The 26,196-nt window shown below is 38.0% G+C and carries 31 protein-coding genes, 1 riboswitch and 1 other annotated feature; of the genes, 8 read left to right on the plus strand and 23 right to left on the minus strand.

Translation table 11 applies throughout. The features are described from left to right. The first annotated feature begins 251 nt into the window (after window positions 1–251). Both FHY45_RS03730 and trpS read left to right on the plus strand, forming a co-directional pair. Entirely contained in the window at window positions 252–632 is a 381-nt protein-coding gene (locus FHY45_RS03730) for a DUF3899 domain-containing protein (RefSeq protein WP_077247957.1), read from the plus strand. Between the two features lie 47 nt (window positions 633–679). After that, window positions 680–918: a binding site (T-box leader), on the plus strand. A gap of 46 nt (window positions 919–964) precedes the next feature. Further along, window positions 965–1,954, plus strand: coding sequence for a tryptophan--tRNA ligase (gene trpS / locus FHY45_RS03735; protein WP_066101468.1), 990 nt, complete (start codon window positions 965–967; stop codon window positions 1,952–1,954). 265 nt (window positions 1,955–2,219) lie between these two features. Here trpS and FHY45_RS03740 read toward each other — a convergent pair whose 3' ends face one another. From FHY45_RS03740 to FHY45_RS03755, 4 genes are all read right to left on the minus strand, one after another. Continuing rightward, the gene (locus tag FHY45_RS03740; protein ID WP_066101471.1) at window positions 2,220–2,981 is read right to left on the minus strand and encodes a YjbA family protein; all 762 of its coding nucleotides are present in this window, start codon (window positions 2,979–2,981) and stop codon (window positions 2,220–2,222) included. Between the two features lie 105 nt (window positions 2,982–3,086). Continuing rightward, window positions 3,087–3,857, minus strand: coding sequence for a DUF2268 domain-containing putative Zn-dependent protease (locus FHY45_RS03745; RefSeq protein WP_066101474.1), 771 nt, complete (start codon window positions 3,855–3,857; stop codon window positions 3,087–3,089). Window positions 3,858–3,978: 121 nt separating this feature from the next. Beyond that, window positions 3,979–5,220 carry a beta-ketoacyl-ACP synthase II gene (gene fabF, locus FHY45_RS03750; protein ID WP_139891431.1) on the minus strand — a complete coding sequence of 414 codons (1,242 nt, stop codon included), beginning with the start codon at window positions 5,218–5,220 and terminating at the stop codon, window positions 3,979–3,981. 33 nt (window positions 5,221–5,253) lie between these two features. Further along, window positions 5,254–6,189: a beta-ketoacyl-ACP synthase III gene (locus FHY45_RS03755; protein WP_066101479.1), complete on the minus strand. Its 936-nt coding sequence runs from the start codon at window positions 6,187–6,189 to the stop codon at window positions 5,254–5,256. Window positions 6,190–6,374: 185 nt separating this feature from the next. Here FHY45_RS03755 and FHY45_RS03760 point away from each other — a divergent pair, with 185 nt between their 5' ends. Continuing rightward, window positions 6,375–6,620 carry a hypothetical protein gene (locus FHY45_RS03760; RefSeq protein WP_139063793.1) on the plus strand — a complete coding sequence of 82 codons (246 nt, stop codon included), beginning with the start codon at window positions 6,375–6,377 and terminating at the stop codon, window positions 6,618–6,620. Window positions 6,621–6,627: 7 nt separating this feature from the next. Here the strand turns inward: FHY45_RS03760 and FHY45_RS03765 are convergent, their stop codons facing one another. The 3 genes from FHY45_RS03765 to FHY45_RS03775 all read right to left on the minus strand — a co-directional run bounded on the left by FHY45_RS03765 (window position 6,628) and on the right by FHY45_RS03775 (window position 8,427). Then, window positions 6,628–6,816 (minus strand): ComZ family protein, encoded by a 189-nt coding sequence (locus FHY45_RS03765; protein WP_066101485.1) that lies wholly within the window; start codon window positions 6,814–6,816, stop codon window positions 6,628–6,630. A gap of 76 nt (window positions 6,817–6,892) precedes the next feature. Continuing rightward, entirely contained in the window at window positions 6,893–7,645 is a 753-nt protein-coding gene (locus FHY45_RS03770; RefSeq protein WP_066101488.1) for a Rossmann-fold NAD(P)-binding domain-containing protein, read from the minus strand. Between the two features lie 59 nt (window positions 7,646–7,704). Next, window positions 7,705–8,427 carry an alpha/beta fold hydrolase gene (locus tag FHY45_RS03775; RefSeq protein WP_139891433.1) on the minus strand — a complete coding sequence of 241 codons (723 nt, stop codon included), beginning with the start codon at window positions 8,425–8,427 and terminating at the stop codon, window positions 7,705–7,707. Between the two features lie 264 nt (window positions 8,428–8,691). On the opposite strand from FHY45_RS03775, the gene FHY45_RS03780 reads away from it, so the two are divergent. Next, a complete protein-coding gene (locus FHY45_RS03780) occupies window positions 8,692–8,883 on the plus strand; it encodes a YjzD family protein (RefSeq protein ID WP_066101490.1) in 192 nt (63 codons plus the stop codon). Window positions 8,884–8,908: 25 nt separating this feature from the next. Here the strand turns inward: FHY45_RS03780 and FHY45_RS03785 are convergent, their stop codons facing one another. The 7 genes from FHY45_RS03785 to FHY45_RS03815 form a co-directional block, all read right to left on the minus strand. Beyond that, the gene (locus tag FHY45_RS03785; RefSeq protein WP_139891434.1) at window positions 8,909–9,094 is read right to left on the minus strand and encodes a YjzC family protein; all 186 of its coding nucleotides are present in this window, start codon (window positions 9,092–9,094) and stop codon (window positions 8,909–8,911) included. 46 nt (window positions 9,095–9,140) lie between these two features. Then, on the minus strand, window positions 9,141–10,103 hold the full coding sequence (argF, locus tag FHY45_RS03790) for an ornithine carbamoyltransferase (RefSeq protein WP_139891435.1): 963 nt from the start codon (window positions 10,101–10,103) through the stop codon (window positions 9,141–9,143). Between the two features lie 57 nt (window positions 10,104–10,160). Further along, window positions 10,161–11,324 (minus strand): acetylornithine transaminase, encoded by a 1,164-nt coding sequence (locus tag FHY45_RS03795; protein ID WP_139891436.1) that lies wholly within the window; start codon window positions 11,322–11,324, stop codon window positions 10,161–10,163. Next, on the minus strand, window positions 11,324–12,094 hold the full coding sequence (gene argB, locus FHY45_RS03800; RefSeq protein ID WP_139891437.1) for an acetylglutamate kinase: 771 nt from the start codon (window positions 12,092–12,094) through the stop codon (window positions 11,324–11,326). The genes FHY45_RS03795 and argB overlap by 1 nt, the downstream gene beginning before the upstream one ends. 14 nt (window positions 12,095–12,108) lie before the next feature. Further along, entirely contained in the window at window positions 12,109–13,335 is a 1,227-nt protein-coding gene (argJ, locus tag FHY45_RS03805; protein WP_066101503.1) for a bifunctional ornithine acetyltransferase/N-acetylglutamate synthase, read from the minus strand. A 25-nt stretch (window positions 13,336–13,360) separates the two neighbouring features. Then, the gene (argC, locus tag FHY45_RS03810; RefSeq protein ID WP_066101507.1) at window positions 13,361–14,398 is read right to left on the minus strand and encodes an N-acetyl-gamma-glutamyl-phosphate reductase; all 1,038 of its coding nucleotides are present in this window, start codon (window positions 14,396–14,398) and stop codon (window positions 13,361–13,363) included. Between the two features lie 535 nt (window positions 14,399–14,933). Then, on the minus strand, window positions 14,934–15,140 hold the full coding sequence (locus FHY45_RS03815; RefSeq protein ID WP_066101510.1) for a twin-arginine translocase TatA/TatE family subunit: 207 nt from the start codon (window positions 15,138–15,140) through the stop codon (window positions 14,934–14,936). A 238-nt stretch (window positions 15,141–15,378) separates the two neighbouring features. Between FHY45_RS03815 and FHY45_RS03820 the strand changes: the two genes are divergently transcribed. After that, window positions 15,379–16,029, plus strand: a complete 651-nt coding sequence (locus tag FHY45_RS03820; RefSeq protein ID WP_257468969.1) for an MOSC domain-containing protein — start codon at window positions 15,379–15,381, stop codon at window positions 16,027–16,029. Window positions 16,030–16,147: 118 nt separating this feature from the next. On the opposite strand, the gene FHY45_RS03825 is transcribed toward FHY45_RS03820, so the two are convergent. From FHY45_RS03825 to FHY45_RS03835, 4 genes are all read right to left on the minus strand, one after another. Then, entirely contained in the window at window positions 16,148–16,618 is a 471-nt protein-coding gene (locus FHY45_RS03825; protein WP_254654683.1) for a GNAT family N-acetyltransferase, read from the minus strand. Between the two features lie 183 nt (window positions 16,619–16,801). Next, complete coding sequence (locus FHY45_RS20770; protein ID WP_257468970.1) at window positions 16,802–16,936, minus strand: hypothetical protein; 135 nt, start codon at window positions 16,934–16,936, stop codon at window positions 16,802–16,804. 222 nt (window positions 16,937–17,158) lie between these two features. Then, a riboswitch (TPP riboswitch) is annotated at window positions 17,159–17,260 on the minus strand. 149 nt (window positions 17,261–17,409) lie between these two features. Then, window positions 17,410–17,718, minus strand: a complete 309-nt coding sequence (locus tag FHY45_RS03830; RefSeq protein ID WP_066101520.1) for a metal-sulfur cluster assembly factor — start codon at window positions 17,716–17,718, stop codon at window positions 17,410–17,412. Between the two features lie 71 nt (window positions 17,719–17,789). Next, window positions 17,790–18,554 carry a prolyl oligopeptidase family serine peptidase gene (locus tag FHY45_RS03835; RefSeq protein WP_139891439.1) on the minus strand — a complete coding sequence of 255 codons (765 nt, stop codon included), beginning with the start codon at window positions 18,552–18,554 and terminating at the stop codon, window positions 17,790–17,792. Window positions 18,555–18,684: 130 nt separating this feature from the next. Between FHY45_RS03835 and FHY45_RS03840 the strand changes: the two genes are divergently transcribed. The 3 genes from FHY45_RS03840 to FHY45_RS03850 all read left to right on the plus strand — a co-directional run bounded on the left by FHY45_RS03840 (window position 18,685) and on the right by FHY45_RS03850 (window position 19,916). Next, window positions 18,685–19,503, plus strand: coding sequence for a Cof-type HAD-IIB family hydrolase (locus tag FHY45_RS03840; protein ID WP_066101526.1), 819 nt, complete (start codon window positions 18,685–18,687; stop codon window positions 19,501–19,503). Between the two features lie 77 nt (window positions 19,504–19,580). After that, complete coding sequence (locus tag FHY45_RS03845; RefSeq protein ID WP_066101530.1) at window positions 19,581–19,721, plus strand: competence protein; 141 nt, start codon at window positions 19,581–19,583, stop codon at window positions 19,719–19,721. Continuing rightward, window positions 19,722–19,916 carry a DUF3813 domain-containing protein gene (locus FHY45_RS03850; RefSeq protein WP_066101532.1) on the plus strand — a complete coding sequence of 65 codons (195 nt, stop codon included), beginning with the start codon at window positions 19,722–19,724 and terminating at the stop codon, window positions 19,914–19,916. It abuts the gene before it with no gap. Between the two features lie 42 nt (window positions 19,917–19,958). On the opposite strand, the gene FHY45_RS03855 is transcribed toward FHY45_RS03850, so the two are convergent. Genes FHY45_RS03855 through FHY45_RS03875 form a run of 5 tightly spaced genes read right to left on the minus strand, consistent with a single transcriptional unit; the run spans window position 19,959 to window position 26,139 of the window. Next, window positions 19,959–21,104: a glycosyltransferase family 4 protein gene (locus FHY45_RS03855; RefSeq protein WP_139891440.1), complete on the minus strand. Its 1,146-nt coding sequence runs from the start codon at window positions 21,102–21,104 to the stop codon at window positions 19,959–19,961. 27 nt (window positions 21,105–21,131) lie between these two features. Beyond that, window positions 21,132–22,295, minus strand: a complete 1,164-nt coding sequence (locus tag FHY45_RS03860; RefSeq protein WP_066101538.1) for an NAD(P)-dependent oxidoreductase — start codon at window positions 22,293–22,295, stop codon at window positions 21,132–21,134. Next, a complete protein-coding gene (locus FHY45_RS03865; RefSeq protein WP_139891441.1) occupies window positions 22,292–23,728 on the minus strand; it encodes an O-antigen ligase family protein in 1,437 nt (478 codons plus the stop codon). Before FHY45_RS03865 ends, FHY45_RS03860 begins: the two co-directional genes overlap by 4 nt. 45 nt (window positions 23,729–23,773) lie before the next feature. Further along, window positions 23,774–25,435 (minus strand): right-handed parallel beta-helix repeat-containing protein, encoded by a 1,662-nt coding sequence (locus FHY45_RS03870; protein ID WP_139891442.1) that lies wholly within the window; start codon window positions 25,433–25,435, stop codon window positions 23,774–23,776. Between the two features lie 59 nt (window positions 25,436–25,494). Then, complete coding sequence (locus FHY45_RS03875; protein WP_139891443.1) at window positions 25,495–26,139, minus strand: CatB-related O-acetyltransferase; 645 nt, start codon at window positions 26,137–26,139, stop codon at window positions 25,495–25,497. Between the last annotated feature and the right edge of the window lie 57 nt (window positions 26,140–26,196).

Below are 26,196 nucleotides of genomic sequence, written 5' to 3' on the forward strand. Positions count from 1 at the left end.
ACGAACATATGTCATTTCGAATACAAGAATTAACAACAAACCTTGATACACCAATGTCTGGGTAAAATATCCTATAAAAACAAAAAAATTATATTTTTCAGATAATTCCAACCAGAAAAGCATATTTAATTAAAATGAAACGTTATGAATATAATAAAATTTTATAAATAAACTTGCAACTTTTAATTTTTAAATTATTGGTATAAAATTTAAATACACTTTATAAAACAACTTATATTCGGAGGAAACCCATGAAGTCTTCACAAAAAAAATTTCTTTTATTAAACGGTATCAGCCTTCTAATTTCAATTATCTATTCAATTAATATAAAAAGTCCCTTTCTGCTTTCATTGATTGATAGCTATTTTATGATTGGCCTCTTTTATGTTTGTGCCGGCGCTCTCCTATATGTAATAGGAGGAGGTTTCTTTTCTTTCTTTTCCTACTCGTTTAAAAAATTCTGGAAAATCAATTCAAAAAAAGAAGAATATATATCTGAACTAGAAGGCGATTCTAAAGATAAAGGCCCGAATATGGAGGTACTTACCTTTTCCTGGACTAGCCCTTTACTTTATGCAGGTATCTTTTCATGTGTCATTACCTTTATTTGCTCAATTATTTTCTTTGGATAGTTGCTTTTCTAATCAGGTTTAAGTAGAATATCATTACTTAATATTTATTATAGGCTATGACAAAGAGTAGTAAGGTAGTACAAGGTTTTCAGAGAGTTTGTGGTTGCTGCGAACAAACAGCCCGTATACCTGAATGGACTTTTAAGCCTCCTGTAGGAAAAATGACAGTATGACAGGACGTTTGCCCGCGTTACTGGGCAAGAATATCTTTTTGGATATTCCTGAGTGGTTTATGTATAGAACGTAAACAATTAGGGTGGTACCGCGAATCCCATTCGTCCCTTTTAATAGTGGAGACGAATGGGATTTTTTATATTGAAAGGAGAATGAAAATGAGTATTATTTTTTCTGGCATTCAGCCAACCGGTCTGGTGACCCTTGGTAATTATATAGGAGCATTACGGCAGTTCGTAGAATTGCAAAATGATTCCCATTGTTACTTTTGCATAGTTGATCACCATGCGATTACGGTTCCGCAGGATCGCCTCGAACTAAGAAAGAACATTCGAAATCTTGCAGCCCTTTATCTGGCTGTTGGGATTGATCCTGAGAAAGCGACAATTTTTATCCAATCTGAGGTTCCCGCTCATACAGAAGCCGGATGGATTATGCAATGTAATACTTCTATTGGTGAACTTGAGCGAATGACTCAATATAAAGATAAATCTAAATCACAGGTATCTGTTTCAGCCGGTCTTCTGACTTATCCTCCATTGATGGCTGCTGATATCCTTTTATATCAAACCAACATTGTTCCAGTAGGCGATGATCAAAAACAGCATGTTGAATTGACACGTGATATTGCTGAACGCTTCAATAAAAAATATGGAGATGTCTTTACAATCCCTGATATCCAACTACCTGCTTCAGGGGCGCGAATCATGGCTTTACAGGAGCCAACCAAAAAAATGAGCAAATCCGATCCAAATAAAAAATCAACTATTTCTTTATTAGATGATCTAAAGCAGGTTGAGAAGAAAATCAAGAGTGCGGTTACGGATTCAGAAGGAATCGTGAAATTCGACAAGGAAAATAAACCAGGTATTTCAAACCTTCTATCCATTCACTCTGCACTAAGCGGTGAAAGCATAGAATCCATTGAAAAACGCTTTGTAGGTAAGGGATATGGAGATTTTAAAGCAGAGGTTGCCAATGTAGTGGTTGAAACACTACGACCTATTCAGGAACGTCATCAGGAATTACTGAATTCCCCTGAATTGGATGAAATCCTCGACAAAGGAGCTCTCGAGGCAAATAAAGCTGCTAATAAAACATTACGAAAAATGAAAAACGCAATTGGTTTAGGTCGTAAAAGAAGATAAAGATTGTTCTAAATTAAAGTGCTGAAGCTAGATTTGTATTGAATCTAGCTTCAGCACTTTTTTATTATATTCGACTTCAGGGCCTAGGAACTCGAGTCATAAGCAAATACTCTGCGGAGGCCAACAGGATGTTGGTCACAAAGACGTTGCCACACGATGTGGCGCTTTTAGTCTTCGTTCCTTAAGTTAGTTTCAGCTTTTATTCAATCTAGCTTCGGCTCCTAGGAGCTTGAGTCATAAGCTTTTTATATAAAAAAACCATCCATTACAGCATGGATGGTCGATCTCCTACTTCTATTTCCCAGAGCTTTTCGAAAAATGGTTGGCCTTTTATTAAACGTTCACATAACATGGCGTGTTTTTCTGACCAGCCTATCTTCATTTCCGAGTATAGCTTGTGCCATATTTCATCAAAATCCATTTTTAAAACTGTTGAATATTGTTCAGGCGCCCATTCTGTATACCAATAACGAATTTCAGCTGTATTGCTTGAACTTTTTAATTGATCAAGTACCATGAACAATAATTGCTTTAATTGACGTTCCTTGCGTGTTAACCCCAGCATAAAATCAGGAGATGGGGAAAGGATATGATACTCTTTCTTCTGATAATCTGTAATCATTGACTGATAGTCATACTGATGCGCATCCACATTACGTACCATATCATAAGCCAATTGCTCCTGCCTTGGAATTAATCTACTCTTTCGGATTGGTATGGTGTATCCTATCGTATCAATAGCAATGATGCCTGTCCCATCTGTAGCAACAAAACAATAATCCATCGGAAGTCTTTCATGATTCTTCCGAATATACGCCTTCTTATAAACATCCTGTAGAAGACTTGAAGGCAATTCCAATAAATCATTTTCAATGTAGTGAAAAAGAACCGGCTCCAACTTCAAAAGCGGAACCTGGTCAAGTAACTCAACCGTATCCTCTTTCCTCCACTCGTGAAAGCTGCAAATGTTATAACTGTTTTCTTCACCTTCAAACCAATTTACCCAAACATCATGGAGATACAACATTCCCGAATATCCCTCACTTCTATCCTATTTGTCAATCATTATAGGCAAGTTTCCTGTAAAATATTCCTTGTATGAGTGGCAAATTGATTTTCTTTGCATAGTGAATTATCCATTGATTATTTTATCAGTAGAAAGACCAATCATATCCCTAGTCTTCATGGAATGAAGATCTGCATAATCCTTTACAAGTTTGTAACCTGCCGCATATCCGGCCATTTTTGGCATTGTACCATGCCCAAATAACAACTTATCATGAAGGGGATCAGATCGCTTCATATCAAAGTTCGGTTTGAATTTTTCTGTAATCAGTTCTTCGATTTCCTTCGTTTGATAATTGGTTATCCAAGGCGCCAAATACGATTCACCGCAATATTCTGATACCGCAAATTCTGCAAGACCCTCCATAATAATAGAGTCTGCCAATCTATGCTTAACCTGCCCCCCCAGGGATTCCAATCTCGTTGTATGATGATATTCATGGACAAATAGAGCTTCCAGTTCTTTATCCTTCACCTTCTCCGATATAAATAAAAACAATTTATCAATGAAAGCAATCCCTGATTTATGTTTATTGGGAGAGCGAAATAAGCTGAACACTTCACTTGCCATCGGAAATAGGAAAATAGGAATATCCGGACCATCCCATGCTTTTTTATATTTTTTATGATAAAGTGCGATTCTATGCCACACCTTCCGTTCCTTCATATTTTGATATGTCTTGTTTGTTTTTAGGTTGGGCTGGTATAGGCCAATTCTATTTAAAACTTCAATTAGAACATGTTCTCGCATATTTACTGTGTCTAAAATATTCTCTTCTATTTTTAACCGATCATTAAAGGACTCCTCCAACCATTTATCCGTTCTGATAACTCCCATCCCATTCACCTATCCTGTTTATATTTGAATAGAGCATTATATGAAAGGATATATTTTATGGGAATCAAAATAGCCTCCCTTTTTGGTAGATGAACCAAAAAGAGAGGCCGCTTGAAGTTTTCTATCCGTTATATTTTTTAAAAACGATTGTGGCATTGTGGCCGCCAAATCCAAGTGAATTACTCATCGCACAGTCAACTTGGCGTTTTCTTGCTTCACCCGGGACATAATCAAGATCACACACGGGATCCGGTGTTTCAAGATTAATAGTCGGTGGAATGATACCATTCTTGATTGCCAAAACCGTATAGACTGCTTCAACGCCACCTGCTGCTCCCAATAAATGACCGGTCATCGATTTTGTTGAACTTACTGCCAGTTTATAAGCGTGATCACCAAAGACTGTTTTAATGGCCATCGTTTCATAGGAATCATTGTATTCTGTGCTTGTTCCATGAGCATTAATATAATCAATCTGTTCCGGATCAAGACCTGCATCATCAATAGCCATTTTCATCGCTCTTGCGCCACCTTCTCCTTCAGGGGCTGGAGCGGTTATATGATGGGCATCCCCTGTTGATCCATATCCGACAATTTCAGCATATATCGGCGCATTTCTCGCAATTGCATGTGATAATTCCTCGAGTACGAGAATGCCTGAACCTTCTCCAATAACAAATCCATCTCGATTTTTATCAAATGGACGGCTTGATGTTTTAGGATCTGGGTTAGAGGATAAAGCAGTATTCGCACAGAAACCAGCTACAGACATTTTCGTGATAGGGGCTTCCGCACCTCCTGTAATCATCACATCCGCATCACCGCGCTGGATAACTTTAAACGCATCTCCGATTGAATTCGTTCCTGTAGCACATGCTGTCACCGTACAGGAATTTACCCCTTTAGCTCCGAGAAGTATGGATACTTGTCCTGCAGCCATGTCCGGAATAAGCATCGGCACAAAAAATGGACTGACCCTACGATAGCCTCTTTTTTGAAATGTTTCATATTGCTGTTCGAATGTCTCCATGCCGCCAATTCCGGAACCAATCCATACACCAACACGATTTGCGTTCTCAGGAGTAATCTCCAATTTAGCATCCTCAACTGCCATTTTTGATGCTGCAATCGCATAATGGGTGAACCGGTCCATTTTTCTAGCTTCTTTCCGATCAATAATATCTGTTATCTCAAAGTTTTTTACTTCCCCCGCTGTCTTAGCAGGGTACTCATCCGCATTAACTCTGGTTAATGGCCCGATTCCTGAAACTCCGGCCACTAAGTTTTCCCAGTTCTCCCGGATAGTATTGCCTAAAGGTGATATGGTCCCCATACCTGTCACAACTACACGTTTACTCTCCATTACAATCTCTCCTTGAGTTAATCTCGGCTTTTCTTATTTGCCCCATCGCATCGCAACTGCTCCCCATGTTAAACCGGCTCCAAAACCAACTAATACGAGCAAATCACCGTCTTTTATTTTTCCTGCTTCCACTTCTTCAGCAAGCGCAATCGGAATAGTAGATGACGATGTGTTGCCATATTTATGAATCGTTTTGGACATCTTTTCAATTGGAAGCTCCAATCTTTGTCTCGCAGCTTCCATAATTCGTATATTTGCTTGATGCGGAATTAAAAAGTCTACATCCTCTTTTGTCAAACCTGCTTTATTTAAAACATTGATGGATGATTCACCCATTTGTCTAACTGCAAACTTATACACTTCCCGGCCATTCATCGTGAGATAATCTTGCTTTTTCTCTAAATGAATGCCACCAGAACCGTCCGCTCCAAGCTCGAAAGATAGAATGCCCTTTCCATCACTGACAGGACCCAATACTGCTGCTCCTGCTCCGTCTCCGAATAGTACAGCCGTATTACGGTCATTCCAATCCGTAATTTTTGAAAGCTTTTCCACACCTACTACCAAGATTGTGCGATAGCTGCCTGTCCTAATAAATTGACTTGCAGTTACAATTCCATAGGTAAATCCTGCACAGGCTGCACTAATATCCATAGCTGCTGCATTAACTGCGCCCAATCTTTCTTGAATCATACAGGAAACTGTAGGAAAGGATTGGTCCGGTGTGACAGTTGCCACTAGAATTAATTCAATTTCCTCAGCAGTCACTCCAGCATTCTCCATCGCCCTGACTGCTGCCTCGTAGGCCATATGTGAAGAATCAACGGTATCATCGGCAATTCTTCTTTCTTCTATTCCAGTGCGTGTTCGGATCCATTCATCTGACGTATCAATCTTTTTTTCCAAATCAAAGTTTGTTACCACGTTTTCAGGAAGATATTTGCCAATTCCGATTATGCCAGCATTCATCCTTACACCCCTCTTGCTATATTCATCTGATTATATTATTTGATATTATGACTTGGTACTAATTCTAAAAGAAATCAATCCTTATTGCAACAAATTTTCCGAAAAAGATGAATGAATGTCCATACAAGCCAGCAATATCAACATACATTAATTAGTAAGAATATGTGAAAAACGAGGTGAATGTCTTGAACAATGATCATAGAAACAGGTCAGACAATCAGGAGGCTTTTAATCGATTTATGTTTGGTGATCGTCATACGAAAAATCAGGCGAAGGAAGATCCTCCCCCTGAAGAACAGCAAGCATCCAATATTGATTTCACTAGACTGATGGAACAATCTGATGTTCTAATGTCCACTATCAGCGAGTTGAGTCCTTATTTCAAAAAGATTCCATCCCTTATAAGTAAATTTACAAATTTAATTAAGTGAAGGACTTTCACTCACCTTTTTTTAAACGACCATCTTTATATCCTTTTTCATAAGCCTCATCCATAACCGTAAAGAAAATGTCCATAAATGGCTGTAATTGTTGACGATCTATATCTAAGCCCGCTTCACTTAATTTCTTTTTGATTTCTGAATAGTGTTTCATGCCCATTGCCATATATTCAAGCTTCCTCTTCATGTTAACCACCGCCTTTCCAAATAATTGTAAAAACCCCTTAATCATGGTAGAAAGGGGCGATTATATAAAAAGTATTCTAATAGCTCATGAGGTTCCTAATCCTTATATGCTGCTTAACTAAATTGATCCCCACATGCGGGGATATTTTTGTTACCGCTAAATATTCCCTAATGTTCAGCTTTTGAAGGTCAGGATTTCGCTTTTCACCAGTTTCTGCGATAATCCGATAACCAAGCTCTTTTAATAAAAGGTGCCAATGTTCTTTTATATCAGATTGAACCTGGTAGATTCCATGCTCAAATTTTGATATTTCAAAAATAGCTGTAATGGCATCGCTTATATAGATAGCATCTCTTTTGTTTTCTAAATCATATAGCTCAAAAGGAAATTGAGATTGACTAAGACAATTGTAAAAGACGGTATTTTCCGGCTGCCATGGACCGTATACGGTTGGCAATATGATAGTGGTATCCACTCGATTAGGAATATCCTTGTTAACCAATCCCTCTTTATCCATACCTACATAAATAAACGTATCCTCAATTTTTTTAGGGATTTTTTCTACATATTCAAGCCATTTTTCACACTCATTATCCATATCAGTAATATAAAAAAAATAGCCATCCTTTATTTCATTAATAACCTGATCATGTTTCTTTACTTTGAAATTTGAATTTCTACCTAAAAATAATTCTTTTTCTTCCTTTTCTTTTGGATCGACCAAAACAGGTAGATCCACCCCAATAACCTCTACACCCTCTTCCATTAACCTATTGCATATCTCAAATCCAACAAAGGAATACGGAGACAGAACAATATGTTCAGGCATATAAAAACCCCCTGTCGGTTTATATAAATGTATTAAACCAACCCGAGGGTTATTCAGATTTATAAATCTTTTTCATGGTTTTTAAAAAAGGAATTGATTTGATAAGGAATAATATATCTTTTTTCCGGTGTAATATACTTAATTTCTGATGAAGGATGATTGTTAATGAATGAGCTATATTTAACCGGCAGGTTGCTTTCCAGCCTATCGAGGACGTGCACGATTAAGACCGGCATATCTTTTCCTAATGTCGTATCCGGCTTCTTCTCCATCCATTCTTTAAATGTATGATCATTCAAATGGTAGGCTTGGTACAATTCTTTTTTCATTTTCTTAAAGAAAAATTTATTTATTTCTTCTTTTTCATAGCTCTGTTTTACGGATAATATGGGATTTAGTAATACAACAGATCGTACTTTTTCTTTTAATTTATGACAAATTGTATCTAACACCAACGCGCCAGTTCCTTCCGCTATGATATGAATTCTTTCGTTTACGATTTCCTTGCGGATAAAAAATGCATACATTTCCATAGCTAAATCTGCAGCTTCAGCATTACCCCAATGCGCACCGGATAAATAAGAGCTAAAAACCGTATACCCTCTCTTCAACAGATACTCAAGCATTTGTTTTTTGCCTGGATGATCCAGCCAAAAATTAGCTTTTTCATTTATATAATGCTTATCTCCACCGAGTAACATAATGGCAAAGCCACTCGGTTGTTCCGGGTAAAAAATGGTTGTCCATTCTTTATTCAGTTGAAACGTTTTGTGATTTATCATAGCTTTCCCCTCAAATAACCTTAGTCCATGTTAATGTATGTCACTATAAATCAATTTGTCCGGGCTATTTATCTCTCTGATTGCTTAGAATAACCATTTATTTTTTAACTTGTATTCATAATCAATTGCATTTTGGGCTATGTTATGATAAAACCCAAAGTAATAAAGTACAAACCATATTTACCTAAATAATTTAAATTGTTTCCAGTGTTACGTATGGTATGATAAAATAATAACGGATTGTAGATGAACGGGGTGAGAAAATTGAAATATATTTTGACATTTATATGGACATTTGCATTAACACATATGGTGATTTATGTAACAAGCTCAATGGTTGAAGGCGGTAAATACGATTTCAATACAGCTTCCATTCTTAGTGTGGTCATTACCCTATTAATTTTAGTGGTTTCAGCTGTAATACCAAATGATCCGGTACAGGAATCCGGACATTAATTCATTTTCAAAAAAGGGCCGCTAATTAGCGGCCCTTTTTTGATACATATGTCCAATGACGATCATCATTGGTTGTCTCAGGAAAATACTCTCCTGCTTTCAGCTTAATCTTCTTTGGGTTAACGACATTGCTGCTAGTCTCCCCTATTTCGATATATTCACCATTATTTGGTGCCTTTTGTCCATGTTTAAAATGACGATTCTGTCCCAAAAAAATCCCTCCTTTTGTTCTAGAATCCCCAATTATTGTTCAACTATTAGTTAGGTTTGACCATTAAATCAACCAAAAGTGCTTTTTGAGCATGTAAACGATTTCCCGCCTGTTTAATGACAATGGAATTAGATGAGTCAATAATGGAAGATGTCACCTCTTCACCGCGATGTGCTGGTAAGCAGTGCATAAATAAATAATCGAGTTTGGCGCCAGCAGCCAATTGCTCATTTACCTGAAATTTTTTAAAATCTTCCAGCCTTTTTTCATTTTCTTTTTCTTGGCCCATGCTGGTCCAAACATCACAATAAATAACATCAGCTTCCTTAACAGCAGCCTCTGGATTGTGGGTCAGTTCTATTTTCCCTCCATTGATTATTGCTTCAGTCATAGCTTTCTCGACCAAAAGAGGATCTGGTTCATAACCAGGAGGCGTTGCAATCGCAATTTGCATACCCGATTTAACAGCAGCCATCATCAAAGAATTGGCAACATTATTCCCATCACCGATATAAGCGAGCTTGATTCCCTGGAGAGTTCCTTTCTCTTCCTTAATCGTTAACAAGTCAGCCAATGCCTGGCATGGATGCTCAAGGTCAGTCAATCCGTTAATAACCGGCACACTGGAGCTTGTTGCCAATGTTTCCGCTCTATCATGGCCAGTAGTACGTATCATGATTGCATCCACATATTCTGATAACACTTGTGCTGTGTCTGAAATCGGTTCACCTCTGCCAAGCTGCGTGTCATTTCTACTTAAGAAAATGGCATGACCCCCTAGCTGAAGCATGCCTGCTTCGAAAGAAACCCGTGTCCTTGTTGAATTTTTTTCAAAGATCATCCCCAATATTTTCCCCTTTAATGGGGTATCCAAATATCCTTTATTTAGCCTTTCTTTTAAATCCATTGCGAGCTCCAATAATTCATTCAATTGCTGCGCCGTAATGGCTTCCATGGATAAAAAATCTTTTTGACTGATTATTCGTTTAGTTCCATACAGTAGTTTCATATCTGCCTTTCCTCTCACTTGAAATTTATAGACTATACGAACGAGGCATCAGATAACTTAGGCCTTCGTCATTGTTAGATTGGTTTTGCATACTTCCTTTAAAATGGCTAAAGCTAATAAAAGCTCATCTCGTGAAACAGTCAACGGAGGAAGCAAACGAATCACATGCGAGCCGGCTGGTAAGACAAATAATTGATGTTCAATTATTTGTTTAATATAGGGAGCTACTTCTTCCTTTAATTCAATCCCGATCATCAGACCCTCTCCCCTAATCTCTTTTATAACCGGGATATCCTCGGCTGCTATCTTCAGTTCACTAATAAACCACTCAGCTTTATCTCTGATTTCTGCTAAAAATTGAGGATTGCTTATTTGATTCAACACCACTTTGCTTGCCGCCAATGATACTGGATTTCCGCCAAAGGTAGAACCATGAACACCTTTGCCGAATGATTCTTTCAGCTCTTTTTTGGCTACCATCGCACCTATGGGCAGACCATTAGCAAGACCCTTAGCTGTGGTCACAATATCCGGTTTGATTCCCTTATACTTTAAATATGCATAAGGATAGCCTGTTCTCCCATTTCCCGTTTGAACTTCATCAATAATCAGCAATATATTGTTCTCATTGCATAGTTGGTTAATACTCTTTAAAAAGCCCTCATCAATAAGAATAATCCCGCCTTCACCTTGAATGATCTCTACCATAATAGCCGCCACATCTTCATCTATAGCCTTATGGACTGCATCAATATCATTAAATGGAACATAAACAAAGCCTTCCAGTAATGGGCCAAATCCATCATGGATACTACTTTGTCCAGTAGCAGCCATTGCTCCAAATGTACGACCGTGAAAAGATTGTTGGAATGTAATGATTTTCGTTTTTCCAGTTGCTCTTCTGGCCAGCTTTAGTGCCGCTTCATTTGCTTCTGCACCGCTATTGCAAAAGAAAACACCATCCAATCCGGTAAGCTCGTTCAGCTTTAATGCCACTTCTTCCTGGATGGGAAGCTGAAACAAATTGGACGTATGCCAGAACAGTTCCATTTGTGCCTCGACAGATTTTTTGACTTCATCATTTTTATGCCCGAGATTAACCACACCAATACCGGATGTAAAATCAAGATATTTCTTTCCGCCCTCTGCTTCAATCCATGAGCCATCCGCTTTTATTGGTGTGATATCCCATTTTTTGTAGACCGGTAATAGCGCAGACATCACATCACCCTCTCCTCAGCTCCAAGGAATGTACCCTGCCATTTTTCATCAGCAAAGAATCTGGATACACCGCTTGTAATTAATATTGTTGACGCACCTTGCTTTTTAGCAGATAAAGCAGCCTGCACTTTTGGAATCATCCCACCATATATCGTTCCCTGATCAATCATTTGGGTGATTTCTGATTCTGTTATATGCTCAATGGTTTTTGTACCATTCCTTATTCCATTGACATCCGTTATAAAAATGCACATTTCAGCTCTTAGGGCTGCCGCAACAGCACCAGCAGCGGAATCTGCATTTACATTAAGCTTTCGTCCTTCTTTTGACATGGAAATCGGGGTGAGTACGGGATAGACCCCATTCGATAACAGACTCTCTAAAAGATGGCTGTTTACCTTTTTAATCATTCCTACCTCACCAAGCTCTGCTTTATTAATATACTCCGCCTCTAATATGAATCCGTCCGACCCATTTATTCCGATTGTTTGAAACCCTTTTGATTGTAATTTATGCACAAGCTGCCTATTCGTCTTCCCAGCAAGGACAAGCTCTGCTATCTCAAGGACCTTGACAGATGTTTTTCTTAAACCCTTTTCAAACTGAACAGGGATCTCAAATTTAGCGAGCATATCATTTATATCTGGTCCGCCCCCATGGACGAATACAAAGGAATATCCTTTATCCTCCAGTTCCCTTAAACTATTGAAAAAATGATCGGTTAATTGATCAATAATGCTTCCCCCGCATTTGACAACAATTATCTTCATCCAAACATCTCCCCTTAAGTTCGATAGCTTGCATTAATTTTTACATAATCATACGTAAGGTCGCATCCCCATGCAGTTCCGGTGCCGAGTCCATCTGTCAATTCGATTCTGATTTGGACTTCATTGCCTAGTAAATAATCACGAGCTTTTTCCTCATCAAAAATAATGGGTGCACCAAAATGGAGAACCTCCACCGGTCCGAAAAAAATGCTTACCCGGTCCTGATTAAAAGGGATATTGCTTCTCCCCATCGCTCCGACAATCCTGCCCCAATTGGCATCGGCCCCATAAACAGCTGTTTTCACTAAATTTGATCCTATGACTGTTTTTGCAAGTGCTTGAGCCTCTTGGTCTGTTTCTGCTCCTTTTACAACCACTTCAACCAGCTTGGTGGCACCTTCACCATCACGCGCGATTTGTTTTGCCAACGATTCGGAAACCTCTTTTAATAAATATACAAAGCGATTCCACTCCGGATGCTTTTCAGAGAGCATTTGATTTTCTGCCATTCCATTTGCCATAACAACAACCATATCATTGGTTGAAGTATCTCCATCGACTGTAATTTGATTAAACGAAACATTTGTCACAGTTCTTAATGCTCTTTGCAAGGAACTCTGTTCCACATTTGCATCCGTTGTAATAAACCCAAGCATCGTTGCCATATTAGGATGAATCATGCCAGATCCCTTTGCCGCTCCTCCCATTGAAACGACAACCCCATCGATTATAGTTTGAAAAGCACAGCTCTTGGTCTTTGTATCCGTTGTCAGAATAGCCTCTTCAAAATGTTCAGCTCCCGCCTCCTGATCTGTCAAATGAATATTTTCAATTCCAGTGCATATCTTATCAATCTCTAAAAATTCACCAATCACTCCAGTAGAAGCAACCGCCACGTAGGACGGAGGTATGTGTAATTTATCCGCTACATGTGATCGCATACAATAGGCATCCTTCAATCCACGTTCTCCGGTACAAGCGTTAGCGCACGCACTATTTACTACGACTGCCTGCAGTTTTCCTTCTATTTTCAAACTTTCCTTAGTAACAAGGATTGGAGCTGCCTGGTAAGTGTTTAACGTATATACGGCTGCTGCATTCGCTGGAACAGTCGAATATAAAATAGCTAGATCATTACGCGCGTAGCGTAAGCCTGCATGGATTCCTTCTGCCTGATACCCTTTTGGTATAAGAATACCTCCTTTTACTGCCTTAATGTCCCCATTCATTAGCACCTTCATAGATTATCTCCACTCCCTTTGTTCCTTAAGGATAGACTGGATAAAAACGTAAACCTTCTGTTTCTTCAAGTCCCATCATAATATTTGCGTTGTGAATCGCTTGGCCTGCTGCTCCTTTGACGAGATTATCAATTACAGAAACGACGGTGACTCTTCCTGTCCTCTCATCCATTCTGAAACCTATATCGCAAAAATTGGAGCCATACACTTCCTTTGTCGATGAAAAGCTATTTTCACCCCTATAACGAATAAAGAATTCATTTTGGTAAGCTGTTAGAAAAGCATTATGAATATGTTCAGCTGTTACTTCAGGCTTTACCTTTGCATGCATCGTCACCATTATTCCACGTGTCATAGGAATGAGATGAGTAGTAAACATAATAGGCGCCAGCTCAGAGTCCCATTCTGATAATTGTTGCTCTATTTCAGGTATATGCTGATGTTGATGTACTTTATAGATTGATAGGTTATCATTTACATGGGCATAATGTTTCGAATCATTACTCTTTTTACCTGCTCCTGAAACACCTGATTTAGCATCAATAATAATGTCAGATGATTCAATTAATTCATTTGATAAAAGCGGAACCAATCCTAACAAAGTAGCTGTCGGGTAACAGCCAGGATTTGCGATTAAACGGCTCTCACGGATTGCTGCCCGATTCCATTCAGATAGTCCATACACACTATTTTGTAATAAATCGTTTGATGGCGGTGATCCTTTATACCACTTTTCATATAATTCTCCGCTTTTCAACCTATGATCTCCGGATAAATCTATAATTTTCAAGCCTTTCTTATACAGTTCCGGAACAAGTTCCTTTGATACGCCACTGGGCATTGCCAAAAATACAAGTTCACTTTGTTTAGCAATTAGCCCTGGATCCACTTCACTTAAAACATGGGGAATCAGTCCAAAATGCTGTCTATTTTCATGATCAAGTCGATTACCTGCACTCGAAGATGAATATACAGCCGTTAAATGGAATGTTGGATGACTCGAAAGTAAACGTATTAATTCCATTCCACTATATCCTGTAGCCCCTACAACAGATACATTCATGTTTCCACCCCATCCATTGATTGTATATTCTGTAATATCTATCTATTATAGTATGTATATTTATAAAATCAAATGTATTTTTATTTATTTTCAGAAAAATAGTCATCTGCCTAATGTATATAGTTCAAAATATATAACTTCATCATCATTAAACTATGTCAAAGGTAGTATTATGACCTTGATTACTTTTCCATAAATTTTTCAAACAATTACCCCTTACCTTTCATTTTATAGTCTACAAATGCTGTTATTCACTGCCAGACAGGTTAAATAATGACCTAATTATTTATTCGTCGCTTTAAAAGCTATTCATTTAACAAAAAAATAAAAACTCCATTTTGAAAAAAGATTCAAAATGGAGTTTCCTTTATACATAGTTATATAAAAAGATTGTCTTTTACTACTATATCCTCATTACCGTGTACTCTATATATTGCTGCATCTTTGGGCACTACTCTAGGAAGAAACTAAAAACCACCCCTGCCTGCAAAATAAAGGGTGGTTTATCATAGTACTTTTTAATTTTTATGAAACATTAAGGATTTGGCGTTTTCTCAATATTGACCTTATTGTTCTTTTTAACTTCATCATCATCTTCTATTATATCTTTTGTAGCATTTTTAAACTCTTTTAATGTTTTCCCAAATGCCCTTCCTATTTCAGGAAGCTTTGATGGCCCAAATATCATTAATGCGAGAACTAATATAAGAATAAGCCCAGGTACTCCAATATTTGAAAACATATTATTCTCTCCCATCTCAATCTATCTCTACTAAACATTAGCATGTTCACATAGCTATCCTACCATTCTCTTCATTGAAAAACAAATAATGGAATTTCCTTATTATTAGTTTGCCAGGTATACTTTTCCCTAAGGGTATGGCACTATTTTTAATTTTGTAATAAGTTGCGTCTATGCGGAATAGACTGTCTTTATTTTTGCTATTATTAAAGAAATAAAGATGAGAGAGGGGATTAGCTTGATCAGCGGAACAATCGAGTCAATACGTGTAGGAAAACCTGCATCTCTGCATTATAAGAGTAAAGTTGTACAATCTGCTATCTATAAAGATGAAGTCCACCATCCCATACATGTTTCAAAGACCAACTTAGAAGGTGATAAACAAAGTGACCTTAATCATCACGGAGGTCCTGATAAAGCAATATGTGTATATCCCTCAGAACATTACCCTTACTGGTCAGAGAAAATCGGACAATTATTTAAAGCAGGGGATTTTGGAGAAAATTTAACTATATTTGGATTAACGGAGGATAAGGTTAGGATTGGCGACATTCTTAAGGCAGATGGCTGCCTATTTCAAGTTACCCAACCACGGGAACCCTGTTATAAAATTGCCGCTCGGCATAATATAGACCAATTACCTTTTTGGATTAGAGCAAGTGGCTATTCGGGCTATTATTTACGAGTTTTGGAGGAGGGTATCCTTACTAAAGGTTCTGTCATTGAAATTATCGATCGAGCCCCACAGAGCATTACGATTGCATATGCCAATCAAATTATGTATCATGACTCCAGCAATAGAGAGGCCATCCAAAGTATCCTTTCCGTCGATGCTTTATCAGAAAGCTGGAAAGAGAAATTTAGTAGGGTCTTAGCTTCGGCTAAATAATATACATCTTTTATGGAGACTGGCCGTCACATTCATATGCCCAGTCTCTAATTCTTCATTATTATAGATAAACTGCAAATATGAAATCACTTCCCAAAATGATATGCGCTACTACATACTACTTATTTAATTGAAGTTTTCTTTCTAAACGAATCATGTCCCGGCATAACATACCATTTTCATAGATTGGCTCAGGATAATTCCTACTAAAATAATCATGATCGATACCCATAATTCTAAAACCAACCTTTTGATAGAGTGCAAGTTGATAGATACTGGAATTTCCAGTACCTATTTCTGCGATGCGATACCCTTTGGCAGCTGAAAACGAACAAGCATACTCAATCAGTGCCTTCGCATATCCTCTGCCCCGCCATTTTTCATCTACGGATAGATTCATAATTTCTACTCGTTCCGTTGTTTTTGGAGTTACAATAATAATTCCTGCTATATCATCATCACTAAGAAGTTCAAAGGTATAGCCTGTATCGCTATATTTTTCGATTTGCTGTCTTGAAGGATCTGCCTCCATTAACAACCGCCAGTGTTTTTCGGTAATTTCCGTACATATGCGAATATTCCCTATCACTCTTCTCTATCCCTTCTTCTATCCTTCTCTTCTGTGCATGGTTTTAGGATTCATAAATACCTATATTAACTGTAAACCATCTATCTATAATCTTCCTATATTCTTGATCAATTCACCAAATCTTTTTTCTAATATGTAAAAAGGCGATTCATTGCTATATAGCTGATCGCCTTTTTACAGGAATTAAATGCTTTCCTCCTCATCATGATAAGCAATCAGAATAATATCTTGGCCTAATTGCTCGCTGAGTTTTTCCTGGTACTCATTTAATTGCCTTACCTGTTCTTCATTTAATTGGACTAGGTCATATTCACGCATGTTTGTTATGCCTCCTATCAAGAATAATAGCGGAAGAGATTCTCACTCTTTCACTTTTATCCTTCCCATAAACCCTAATTCATTTCATGATACTTAACATACAAACTGCTGCTTAAACGATTCGACCGCTTGAAGTGGATAATCACTTAAAGCAATAGCAGAAACAACAGCCACTCCATCTGCACCAGGTATTTCCTATACTAAAAAAGGGTCTCGCATCAACAAAGTGATGTTATCGCTCCCTGCGCCAGTATTAAATGACAGGTTCAAAGGGTCAGGTTTTAACCTTCTCAACTCGTAACAAGAGTCCCCCTGCAAATAATTTGATTATTTTAACTTTATCAGAAATAAAAACCAATTCCAATAGGACCAACCGATTCTATTAACCCAGTTGATATTTGAATATCTTAAAGATATTTTTTTCATAAAAAAGAGAGCCTTAAACTCAGCTCTCCAAATATATTCAATCTTTATTATTGTATACCCAAGGCAATTTTCGCATAACGTGACATACGATCCTTTGTCCATGCCGGTGTCCAAACAATGTCTACTTCTACGTTTTTCACTTCAGGCAATTCCTTTAATGCATAACGTACTTGATCGACAATGGTACCTGCCAATGGACAGCCCATCGCGGTTAAGGTCATCGTTACTGTCACATCGCCTTCGTCGGTCATATCGACATTATAGACTAGGCCTAGGTTTACTATATCAATTCCCAATTCAGGGTCCAAAACTTCTTCCAATGCACTCATAAGGCTATCTTTCATATCTTGATCCATGTTAAATCTCCTTCCTCAACGTTCTTGTTTCAATCCTACCAAATTTCACTTAATCTGACCATTCTTAATCCTTATACAAGATTCTCTTCTATCCAGTTAACGGCCTGCAGTAATCCACTTCTAGTAACAGCATGACCGGCCGTCTTATCAGATATGTAAGTAATTCTGCCAGAATCTACTTTTTCCTGGAGGTTTTCAACAAACGCACGGCCACCTGCAATCGGTACAATAGGATCCTTTTCCCCATGCCAGAAGAAAAGAGGGCGATTATTTAGTTTATCGGGCTGCAAGGATAAATCAAGTTCTTCAAGAGTACTGAATACTTTCAATTTCTCTTCCTCCGTAAACCCTAAATCAATCCCCTGTTTTTTAAATTCCTCCACTTGATACTGCGCAAACTCTTTATATTCCGGGTTTCCCATCAGACTGACTCCCACACGAATCCAATCATATTGAGTTAGTGCGCCAAGTGTCGTGATTGCACCCATAGATGTACCGCCAAGACCAATACAATCATAAATCGCTAATCCATGCTCTGTAATATATTTTTTGATCATATGCAATTCTTTTATAGAGGAAATAACAATTTTCCAAAATGAACTCGATAAATCCTTCTTCATGTCCCGTTCCTCTCGTTCACCGTGCAAGTATGCTTCAGGCAAAAATACTCTAAACCCCTTTTCCGCCAGAAGATAAGCATAGTGCAGATTATGCTCTTTTGCACTGGTAAAACCGTGAAGAAAAATAAATCCGGGGAGAGGTACATTATTCATATCCTGCTTACCTACTATAAGCATTGGAATATGTTCAACATATACTTTCTCTACTTGTATCATTATTATTCCCCTTCTCTATATATTTTTTTACAAACCAAACGATACCATTAAACGGCTATACTTGTTATGATATATAAAATAGGAATCTAAATGGAATTAATTCAACTTATAATTTTAGAAGGAGAGCCATATGTCAGATAAACATTTAATTGTACTTGATCTAGATGGAACATTATTGAAAGATGATAAAACCATTTCTCCACGTACTAAAAAAGTATTGCAAACATTACAAAATAATGGTCATGAAGTGATGATTGCTACTGGGAGACCATACCGATCCAGTGAACCTTATTATCGTGAAATGCAATTTAAAACCCCGATTGTGAATTTTAATGGAGCTTTTATTCACCATCCCCTCCATACAGGCTGGGGCATGCATCATTCGCCGCTAGATATAAAAGTGGCAAAAGACATTGTGGAAGCTATGGACGATTATCGTTTACACAATATTATTGCCGAGGTAAAGGATGATGTGTATTTCCATTACCATGATGAAAAATTAATTGATATTTTGCATCACGGCAGCAGCAATATAACTACAGGTGATCTACGCCAATTTCTACAGGCTTCCCCTACTTCGATGCTTATTCATTCCGATGAAAATGATGTCGCCGGAATCAGGAAACACCTTTCGGATGTCCATGCTGAAGTCATTGATCACAGACGCTGGGCAGATCCATGGCATGTCATCGAAATCGTTAGAAATGGAATGAGCAAAGCAGTTGGTGTTGATTTGGTATCAAAAGATTTAGGAATTTCCAGAAAAAATATTATCGCATTTGGCGATGAAGATAATGATCTAGAAATGCTTGATTATGTAGGAACCGGCGTAGCCATGGGAAATGGTATTGAACAGCTGAAAAATGTTGCTAATCACATTACATTATCAAATGAGGAAGATGGAATTGCAGTCTTCCTTGAAGAGAAATTTAATATAAAATCTGCGTGACTAACATAATCTCCGTCTGGTTATGATAGATATGACTCTTCCTTTCGAGTCACACCTTGAATGCAGGAGGTACTTCCATGGGAAAAAGAAATAAATCAAAGCGCTTTGTTCAACAAGGTAAAACGGCTGTGTCTAAACATAGTGAGCGATTCCCATATCGTTTAACGATGGCTGAGGCTGAAGAGAATCAAGATTCTTCTACCTGTGGAGGACTGTAAATGCGCAATGAATTATTTAGTCGGGCTCAAAAAGCTGTGGAATTGGCACAGATAGAAAGCTCTAATCAACAGGAACTAATCACTAAAGCACGCAATGAGCTATCTTCTGCATTTGCGAATTCAACACTGGCTGAGCAGGCGCAACTCCATCAAATGCAAGATGTGCTTGACTCCCTAGAAAACAGCATTCAATAATAAAAAGAGAGGGCACCAAGGTACACTCCTTGCGCCCTCTCTTTATTTCACTTTGCTTGCCAATTTTGAATGGGTATCATTTGCCTCTTTATGAATAGATTCATACAAATCAATGAACCTTTCCACTACTGCTCCCCAAGAATTTTGCCTAGCCTTCTCTACTCCTGCCCGCCTGACTTTTTCCATATCTTTGTTGAATAAAACTTCCTTAACCTTTTGTTCAACAGAATCGACATCATCGAAAGACAACAAATAGCCATTCTTGCCATCCTGAATCATTTTTTCAAAGGAGGGGATATTGTTCAGCAATGCTACCCTTCCCGCTGCCATCGCCTCTAATGAAGATAACCCAAAACCTTCATATTCGGAAGCGGATATAAAATAGGACGCCTTGGCCATTTCCTCGAGGAGTTCCTCTTCAGATAATGCCTCACAAATAGCCACATGATTTCCAATTTCATATTCATCGATAAGTTTCTCTAACTCTCCCTTTAAGTTATCATAATCCCTTCCCACAATGGATAGGTGCACATCTGGGAATTCTACCTTCAGCTTCTTAATCAAAAGCAGAAGCTTGTCTATTCGTTTGTTCTTCGAGAATCTTCCAACAAAGATAAACCGATTCGGGTACCCATTTTCCTCTGCAATCGTATGATAATGGTCAAAGTTTATTCCGCATTCAATCAAATCTAGCCTCTCAGGACAGATTGGTCGAAATGATTTATAATCATTTTCACTGACAGCGACAATCCATTTCATATTCTTCAAACTATACTTCGTTACAGTATGGAAGTGAAGCTTTTTATAAAGGTAAAACTTCTTCGTGTGAAAGAACCCGCCATGTGTAGAGAGAATCATCGTTTTTTTATGAAATGGTTTTAATCCAGCTAAGTAATCGAGCAGGAAATCAACCCCATGGATATGAATTAAATCAAATTCAGAGATATAGTTGACAGCAGATAACGCAATCGGATATCTCCGCGAACCGAAATAAGGAATTCTCTTGATTTTAATCCCATTTATAATGGCAGAATCGGAAAATTTTTCACCATTTGAAAAATCTGCATTTAACGTTAATACTTCCGAATAAATCCCTCTTTCTTTTAGGTGGACGGCCAAGTTTTCCACATAATTTTCCATACCGCCAATAACTGGTTTGTATTGTCTGATGACATGGAGAACTCTCATGATGATTCACATCCTCTCATATATTCATTAAATTTCCTGCAATAATATGGACTGTTCTTTTATTTCCATCCATGCCCTATAGGCCAGACTATCGTCTATTTCAACATGTGAGAAGGTCAGTATTTCCCCTTCTTCTACAGGTTTTATAATCCTTACCGAATCTAAGAGTCCAATTGGTATATGGTTAGGCTCATCTTCAATCTTTAACGCTTTCCCTCTCACTTCAAAACTTCCAATGCCTCTATTGATGACAGTTCCAATATTCAGCTTCTTCTTAGCAATCGATCCCATGCTATAGGATGGAAAACAGCTATTATTTAATAATACTTCTTTCTTTTCAAAAACCCTTCTTATTGTTTTGACCACTTCAAGATGGCATAAATGAAAAGGCTGGATAATCGTATAATAAGGACCATCCCCTAGCTTCATATATTGAAGTGCATTACGCTGCCCCTGCATATCCAAATGCTTAGCCGTAATAAATACCCCAGCAGGAGCCTTTGACGACAGAACATAATCGCTGATTGGATATCCTAATTGATCGGCTTCTAATGCGAGTGCATTAGCCCCCTCCTGTAAATCTTCCGCGCTTATTCCCATTATCCCTGATGGCAAAAACTTTGTATTAAGCCCATTTGCCACAAGTGTTTGTTCAAACTCCACTTTCGTTCCATCAGTAAACGAGGTAACCATCTCTAAGCTGATTTTATTTCTATTCGACCAATAAAGCATATCCTTGGGTGAAGGATTAGGATTTAAAAATCCTTTTATATTGCCAAAAACCATTGGTTCAAATCCCATCTGAAGAACATTTTCTCTTAAAGCCGCCAAACAACCAGGCTGGTCTCCTTCTGCTTCTGTAATGTAACCTCGTTTGGCAAAATAGGAGCCTGTTGTAACTTGCAGCTCCGTATTCATTGTCACGACAGGAATTCCTGCTTCCATCACCTTAGCAATCATATCGGTGCCAAACAAAACATCCCCTGTACACTCAACAATTACATCTGAATGCTCAATCACCTCATCGACTGAATGGGTCAGTAAATCAGGATATCGGTAATCTCCTCGAGTATCTACCCTACTTCTTGTTAATACCTTTGTCACTTCTATATCATTAAATAAATGTAGTGCATTTACTAAACCTTTCCCAATAAACCCGCTTCCGATAATGCCCACTCTTTGTTTCATCATCTATCCAATTCTCCCCCCGGTATGGTATTAAGTCTTCTCTTTTCTTTTCTTATGAGAAGGAAATAGCTTGCAATTAAAGCAGCATGAAGCCACACGAATCCCATTCTAAATCCATTATTGAAATTGAAATCAACTAAGATAAAAATACTAGCTGCTAAAAAGCCAAGAGGTATGAAATTAGATTTATGATAAACAGACAGAATCATCCAGGCGGCCCTTCCAAGAATCAGCAGGAAAATAATCAGACCAATGATACCCGTATCAAACAATACGGTTAAAAAAATATTGGCATTCCCTTTCCCAGCGTTTAATTCCCCTCCATAAATATACTCCTGCCTAATATCATCTCTCATTGATAATTCCGACATTCCGCCGCTGCCATTGCCGACTAGCGGATGCTTCGGGATATAATCAAGCATCAGCTGGATTGATGCAAACCGGCTGTCTGCTGCTCCCTGGTCGGTTTCAAGACTTGTGCTTGGATTGAAGCGATCATATACCTTCATGAAAATGTCCTGGTTTATGATGAAGAGTACCATCGCCCCCACAATCATAATAATGGCTGAACTGGCAAGCAGTTTAATCGCTCTCATATTTTTTGTGATAATTAAAATAAAGAGTATTGCTACAATTAAGGATAGAATGCTTGCTCTGGCCATACTGATAAATACACCTACAAAACACATAAACATGCCAATCAAAATAAAGAGCTGTGAAAATAAACGGGAATCCTTTCTTAAATACATCACGACAAACCAGACAGCGGAATATCCGGCAAATAAGCCATACCAGTCAGGTTCATGGGCAAATGATGAAGGTCTAGGAATTCCTATCTCTTCATAATGGCTGAGCCCAAATTCAAATCCAAAAAAGAATCCAATCCATTGCAGGATTCCGACAAAAGTTACAATAACACCCGAAATAATGGTGTATTTCAAAATCTTGTCAAAGTAAGAAAGTCCTTTACTATAGATGCATTGCACAGAAATAAAATAGAATAGGTTCAAAAATAGTTGCCCAACGACAGATTCCCAGAAATCCCCCACACTGATTAAATGGCCAATACTAAAAAAATAGCTGAAGACCCATAAATTAATCAGGATAAATAAGGGGGCATGTACAATTTCCCGTCTAGAGAGCAAATATTCAATCGCAAACTTTAAAAATAATGCTAGAAACAATATTTGAAAGATCCGTATATATGATCCCTGAAAGGTAATAAACGATCGGTCAATAAAAATGGACAGGGCAATGAAGGTGAAAATTCTCTCAACTGATAATGGAAAGAAAAAAATGACCGCTATAATCAATATGATGATAGGTAAATAGACAAGCGGTAAGGCAGCAAAGACTCCAACGACCATCGCAAGAGTGACCGCCATTGCTATTTGAATAAACTGCCGATTATTGGTGTTCATGAGCAAGCTGTTCACCGATCCCCCTCCTTTTAGGAACTCCACCGTTATGATTTCCAATGACTATTCTAAGTAATGGGCCGTACTATTTCTTAATCTTGGATTAGTACCAATGAAGTCCATATTTTCTTGACTGACTGTTGCTGTAGCTTCTGCTATCTGTAAATAATATTTCTGCGTCGGCAATTTTTGGTCATCTTCATATGTATTTTGATTGAGGTTGCCATTTCCAACATGAGAGAGAACGACTGCAGATCGGTTCTTCAGTTCCTCGGATTTTTTTCCATTATTTTTTAAATAATTCCCTTCAAGGAGAAAATCCTCCTGGCTATACATTTCAATCCCAGCCAGCCCATTTTCACTTATTTGATTTTTTCTTACTTCAAGACCAGAGCTCATTACGTTTAAATTTGCAATGAAGAGTCCCGTCGACTGGTTATGGCTGATTTCGTTATCAGAAATGCTGATTCCGTGCGCCTTATAACCTTGGATGTGGATTCCTTCCTTACGCCCATCAGCAATCCGATTACCCTGAACAGTAATGTCATTGAATTGCCTGATTCCATCTGGAAAATCTCCTGTCTGCTTTCCAATCTTGGATGCTTGAATGAATAAACCTTTCCCTCTGCTGGCGATGATTTCATTATTTTCAATGATTGTATTGTCCATTCCTGTCACGTAAATAGCATTGGCATCACCAGTGTTATATGTTTGCTCAACCCTATTATTCAAAACTTTGACATTTACGGACTTATTCTTCCAGCCTTCTACAAAGATGCCATCTCCACCGTATCCGCCTGTTTTTCCATAGCCTTTAATTGTATTGTTTTCAATTACCCCATCGCTGACTGTGCGAAAGGCAATCCCTGAATTCCGTGAGCCAGTCACTTCATTATTTCGAACAACAATATTTTCATGCTGCTCATGGCCGTCTTCAACAAGATGCCCGACTTCAATCCCAAAATCACCGGCATCATCGACCTTATTTCCCTCAATGGTGATATTATGACTGGACTTTCCTTCCTGATAACTGATGAATATACCATTTTGATGATCGGTGTGGTTGATGATATTATTCATGATTTGGACATTTTCCGTACTCTGCAACCCGATTATTCCATTTGAGCCCCCATCAATGATTCTTGAATCTCTGACCTTTCCGTTTTTCGTATTAAAGAGCATGATAGAGGCACTAGGAGAACGAACAACTTCAACCTCGCTAATATCAAAGCCCTCCACAAATTGCAAAACAACTGTATGAGAATATCCGTCATTAATTTGCTTTTCCCGTTTTTCCTTCTCCCCATTAAATGTTAAAGCACTGATTTTAATATTTTGAGCATTCGATTCTGATACGAGAATAGAAGAATCATCCGGTGTACCTTTACTCTTTTCTAGATTTAGCTTAAGAATGGTTTTTCCTATCCCTGCACCTTTTAAGTGGACATTTGACTTTAAAATAATTTTTGTATCGACTTCGTAAACGCCTTTAGGCACGTTAACAATCCCTCCCCCATTGGCACTCACCTGGTCGATCTCCTCTTGAAGGTCGATTGACTTGGCCACCTCATCAACTGATGATTCTGGCAATCCATCTGTCTTATCAGGGGGCTTGATTTGGACAGCTAGAAAAAAAAGAGCACTCATAACAATCAAGATAACTAACCAAAATTTCGTATCCTTCAATAGTGAAGTCAAACGAACTTGTATAAGTATGGGCATCATTTAGTCTACTCCCTTTTAGTGGATTGCCATTTAATAAATTCAGTCAAATTTTTGTATTCTTAAATTATTGATTTCGTCTTAGTGACTTCCTTATTTAGCAATTCTTCCGGTGTAATGGCACCGCATAAATTTTCCTTAAGCCATTCTTCACTTCTTTGGTATAATCGTAACTCTAGCAACTGTTCAATCGTATTGGCATCAAAGCGATATTTTAATACTTTTGCAGGTATTCCTCCCACTATGGAATAAGGTGGAACATCCTTTGTAATGACAGAACCTGCGGCACAAATCGCTCCTTCACCTATCTCGATATCATTCATAATAAAGACATTTGCCCCAAGCCAGACGTTATCTCTAATATTCACTTTCTTAAATTCCACATGGTAATCCCGATCTACCCAATTGATATTATTAACCACCTTTGAGGTGGAATAAAAAATGGGAGATGTCGATATGAAGTCAGTCGGATGACTGCCGAGACCGATTTTACTGTCTGGACCTATCGAACAAAAGGAACCTATATTGGCATGCATGATACTACAGTTAGCAGAAAAATAGGTGTAATCACCAATAGTTGTCTTCGAAATACTTGTGTATAAATTTATTGCGCAATTTTTTCCGACCTTTGTTGTTGCCGGATCTATTTCAACATAAGGACCAATAAATACTGACTTATTATTCTTCTTAAATATATAGACTCTCAATCCCCTTTTCAGCGAATGGGGGATCAGACCATATAAAAATTTAATAATGAGCTCCTC

This window comes from Bacillus sp. D386, assembly GCF_006346415.1.

Bases quoted from the DNA above. Each gene is read 5' to 3' on its own strand.
- FHY45_RS03795 (WP_139891436.1), bottom strand. From the start codon at position 11,324: ATGTCTGCGCTATTACCGGTCTACAAAAAATGGGATATCACACCAATA.
- fabF (WP_139891431.1), bottom strand. From the start codon at position 5,220: ATGGAGAGTAAACGTGTAGTTGTGACAGGTATGGGGACCATATCACCT.
- trpS (WP_066101468.1), top strand. From the start codon at position 965: ATGAGTATTATTTTTTCTGGCATTCAGCCAACCGGTCTGGTGACCCTT.
- FHY45_RS03740 (WP_066101471.1), bottom strand. From the start codon at position 2,981: ATGTTGTATCTCCATGATGTTTGGGTAAATTGGTTTGAAGGTGAAGAA.
- FHY45_RS03770 (WP_066101488.1), bottom strand. From the start codon at position 7,645: ATGCCTGAACATATTGTTCTGTCTCCGTATTCCTTTGTTGGATTTGAG.
- argB (WP_139891437.1), bottom strand. From the start codon at position 12,094: ATGAAGATAATTGTTGTCAAATGCGGGGGAAGCATTATTGATCAATTA.
- FHY45_RS03815 (WP_066101510.1), bottom strand. From the start codon at position 15,140: ATGTTTTCAAATATTGGAGTACCTGGGCTTATTCTTATATTAGTTCTC.
- FHY45_RS03765 (WP_066101485.1), bottom strand. From the start codon at position 6,816: ATGAAGAGGAAGCTTGAATATATGGCAATGGGCATGAAACACTATTCA.
- argF (WP_139891435.1), bottom strand. From the start codon at position 10,103: ATGAAACTACTGTATGGAACTAAACGAATAATCAGTCAAAAAGATTTT.
- FHY45_RS03730 (WP_077247957.1), top strand. From the start codon at position 252: ATGAAGTCTTCACAAAAAAAATTTCTTTTATTAAACGGTATCAGCCTT.
- FHY45_RS03745 (WP_066101474.1), bottom strand. From the start codon at position 3,857: ATGGGAGTTATCAGAACGGATAAATGGTTGGAGGAGTCCTTTAATGAT.
- FHY45_RS03775 (WP_139891433.1), bottom strand. From the start codon at position 8,427: ATGATAAATCACAAAACGTTTCAACTGAATAAAGAATGGACAACCATT.
- argC (WP_066101507.1), bottom strand. From the start codon at position 14,398: ATGAATGTATCTGTTGTAGGGGCTACAGGATATAGTGGAATGGAATTA.
- FHY45_RS03855 (WP_139891440.1), bottom strand. From the start codon at position 21,104: ATGAGAGTTCTCCATGTCATCAGACAATACAAACCAGTTATTGGCGGT.
- FHY45_RS03860 (WP_066101538.1), bottom strand. From the start codon at position 22,295: ATGATGAAACAAAGAGTGGGCATTATCGGAAGCGGGTTTATTGGGAAA.
- FHY45_RS03830 (WP_066101520.1), bottom strand. From the start codon at position 17,718: ATGGATCAAGATATGAAAGATAGCCTTATGAGTGCATTGGAAGAAGTT.
- FHY45_RS03850 (WP_066101532.1), top strand. From the start codon at position 19,722: ATGCGCAATGAATTATTTAGTCGGGCTCAAAAAGCTGTGGAATTGGCA.
- FHY45_RS03835 (WP_139891439.1), bottom strand. From the start codon at position 18,554: ATGATACAAGTAGAGAAAGTATATGTTGAACATATTCCAATGCTTATA.
- FHY45_RS03845 (WP_066101530.1), top strand. From the start codon at position 19,581: ATGGGAAAAAGAAATAAATCAAAGCGCTTTGTTCAACAAGGTAAAACG.
- FHY45_RS03840 (WP_066101526.1), top strand. From the start codon at position 18,685: ATGTCAGATAAACATTTAATTGTACTTGATCTAGATGGAACATTATTG.
- FHY45_RS03870 (WP_139891442.1), bottom strand. From the start codon at position 25,435: ATGATGCCCATACTTATACAAGTTCGTTTGACTTCACTATTGAAGGAT.
- FHY45_RS03755 (WP_066101479.1), bottom strand. From the start codon at position 6,189: ATGAATGCTGGCATAATCGGAATTGGCAAATATCTTCCTGAAAACGTG.
- argJ (WP_066101503.1), bottom strand. From the start codon at position 13,335: ATGAAGGTGCTAATGAATGGGGACATTAAGGCAGTAAAAGGAGGTATT.
- FHY45_RS20770 (WP_257468970.1), bottom strand. From the start codon at position 16,936: ATGCGTGAATATGACCTAGTCCAATTAAATGAAGAACAGGTAAGGCAA.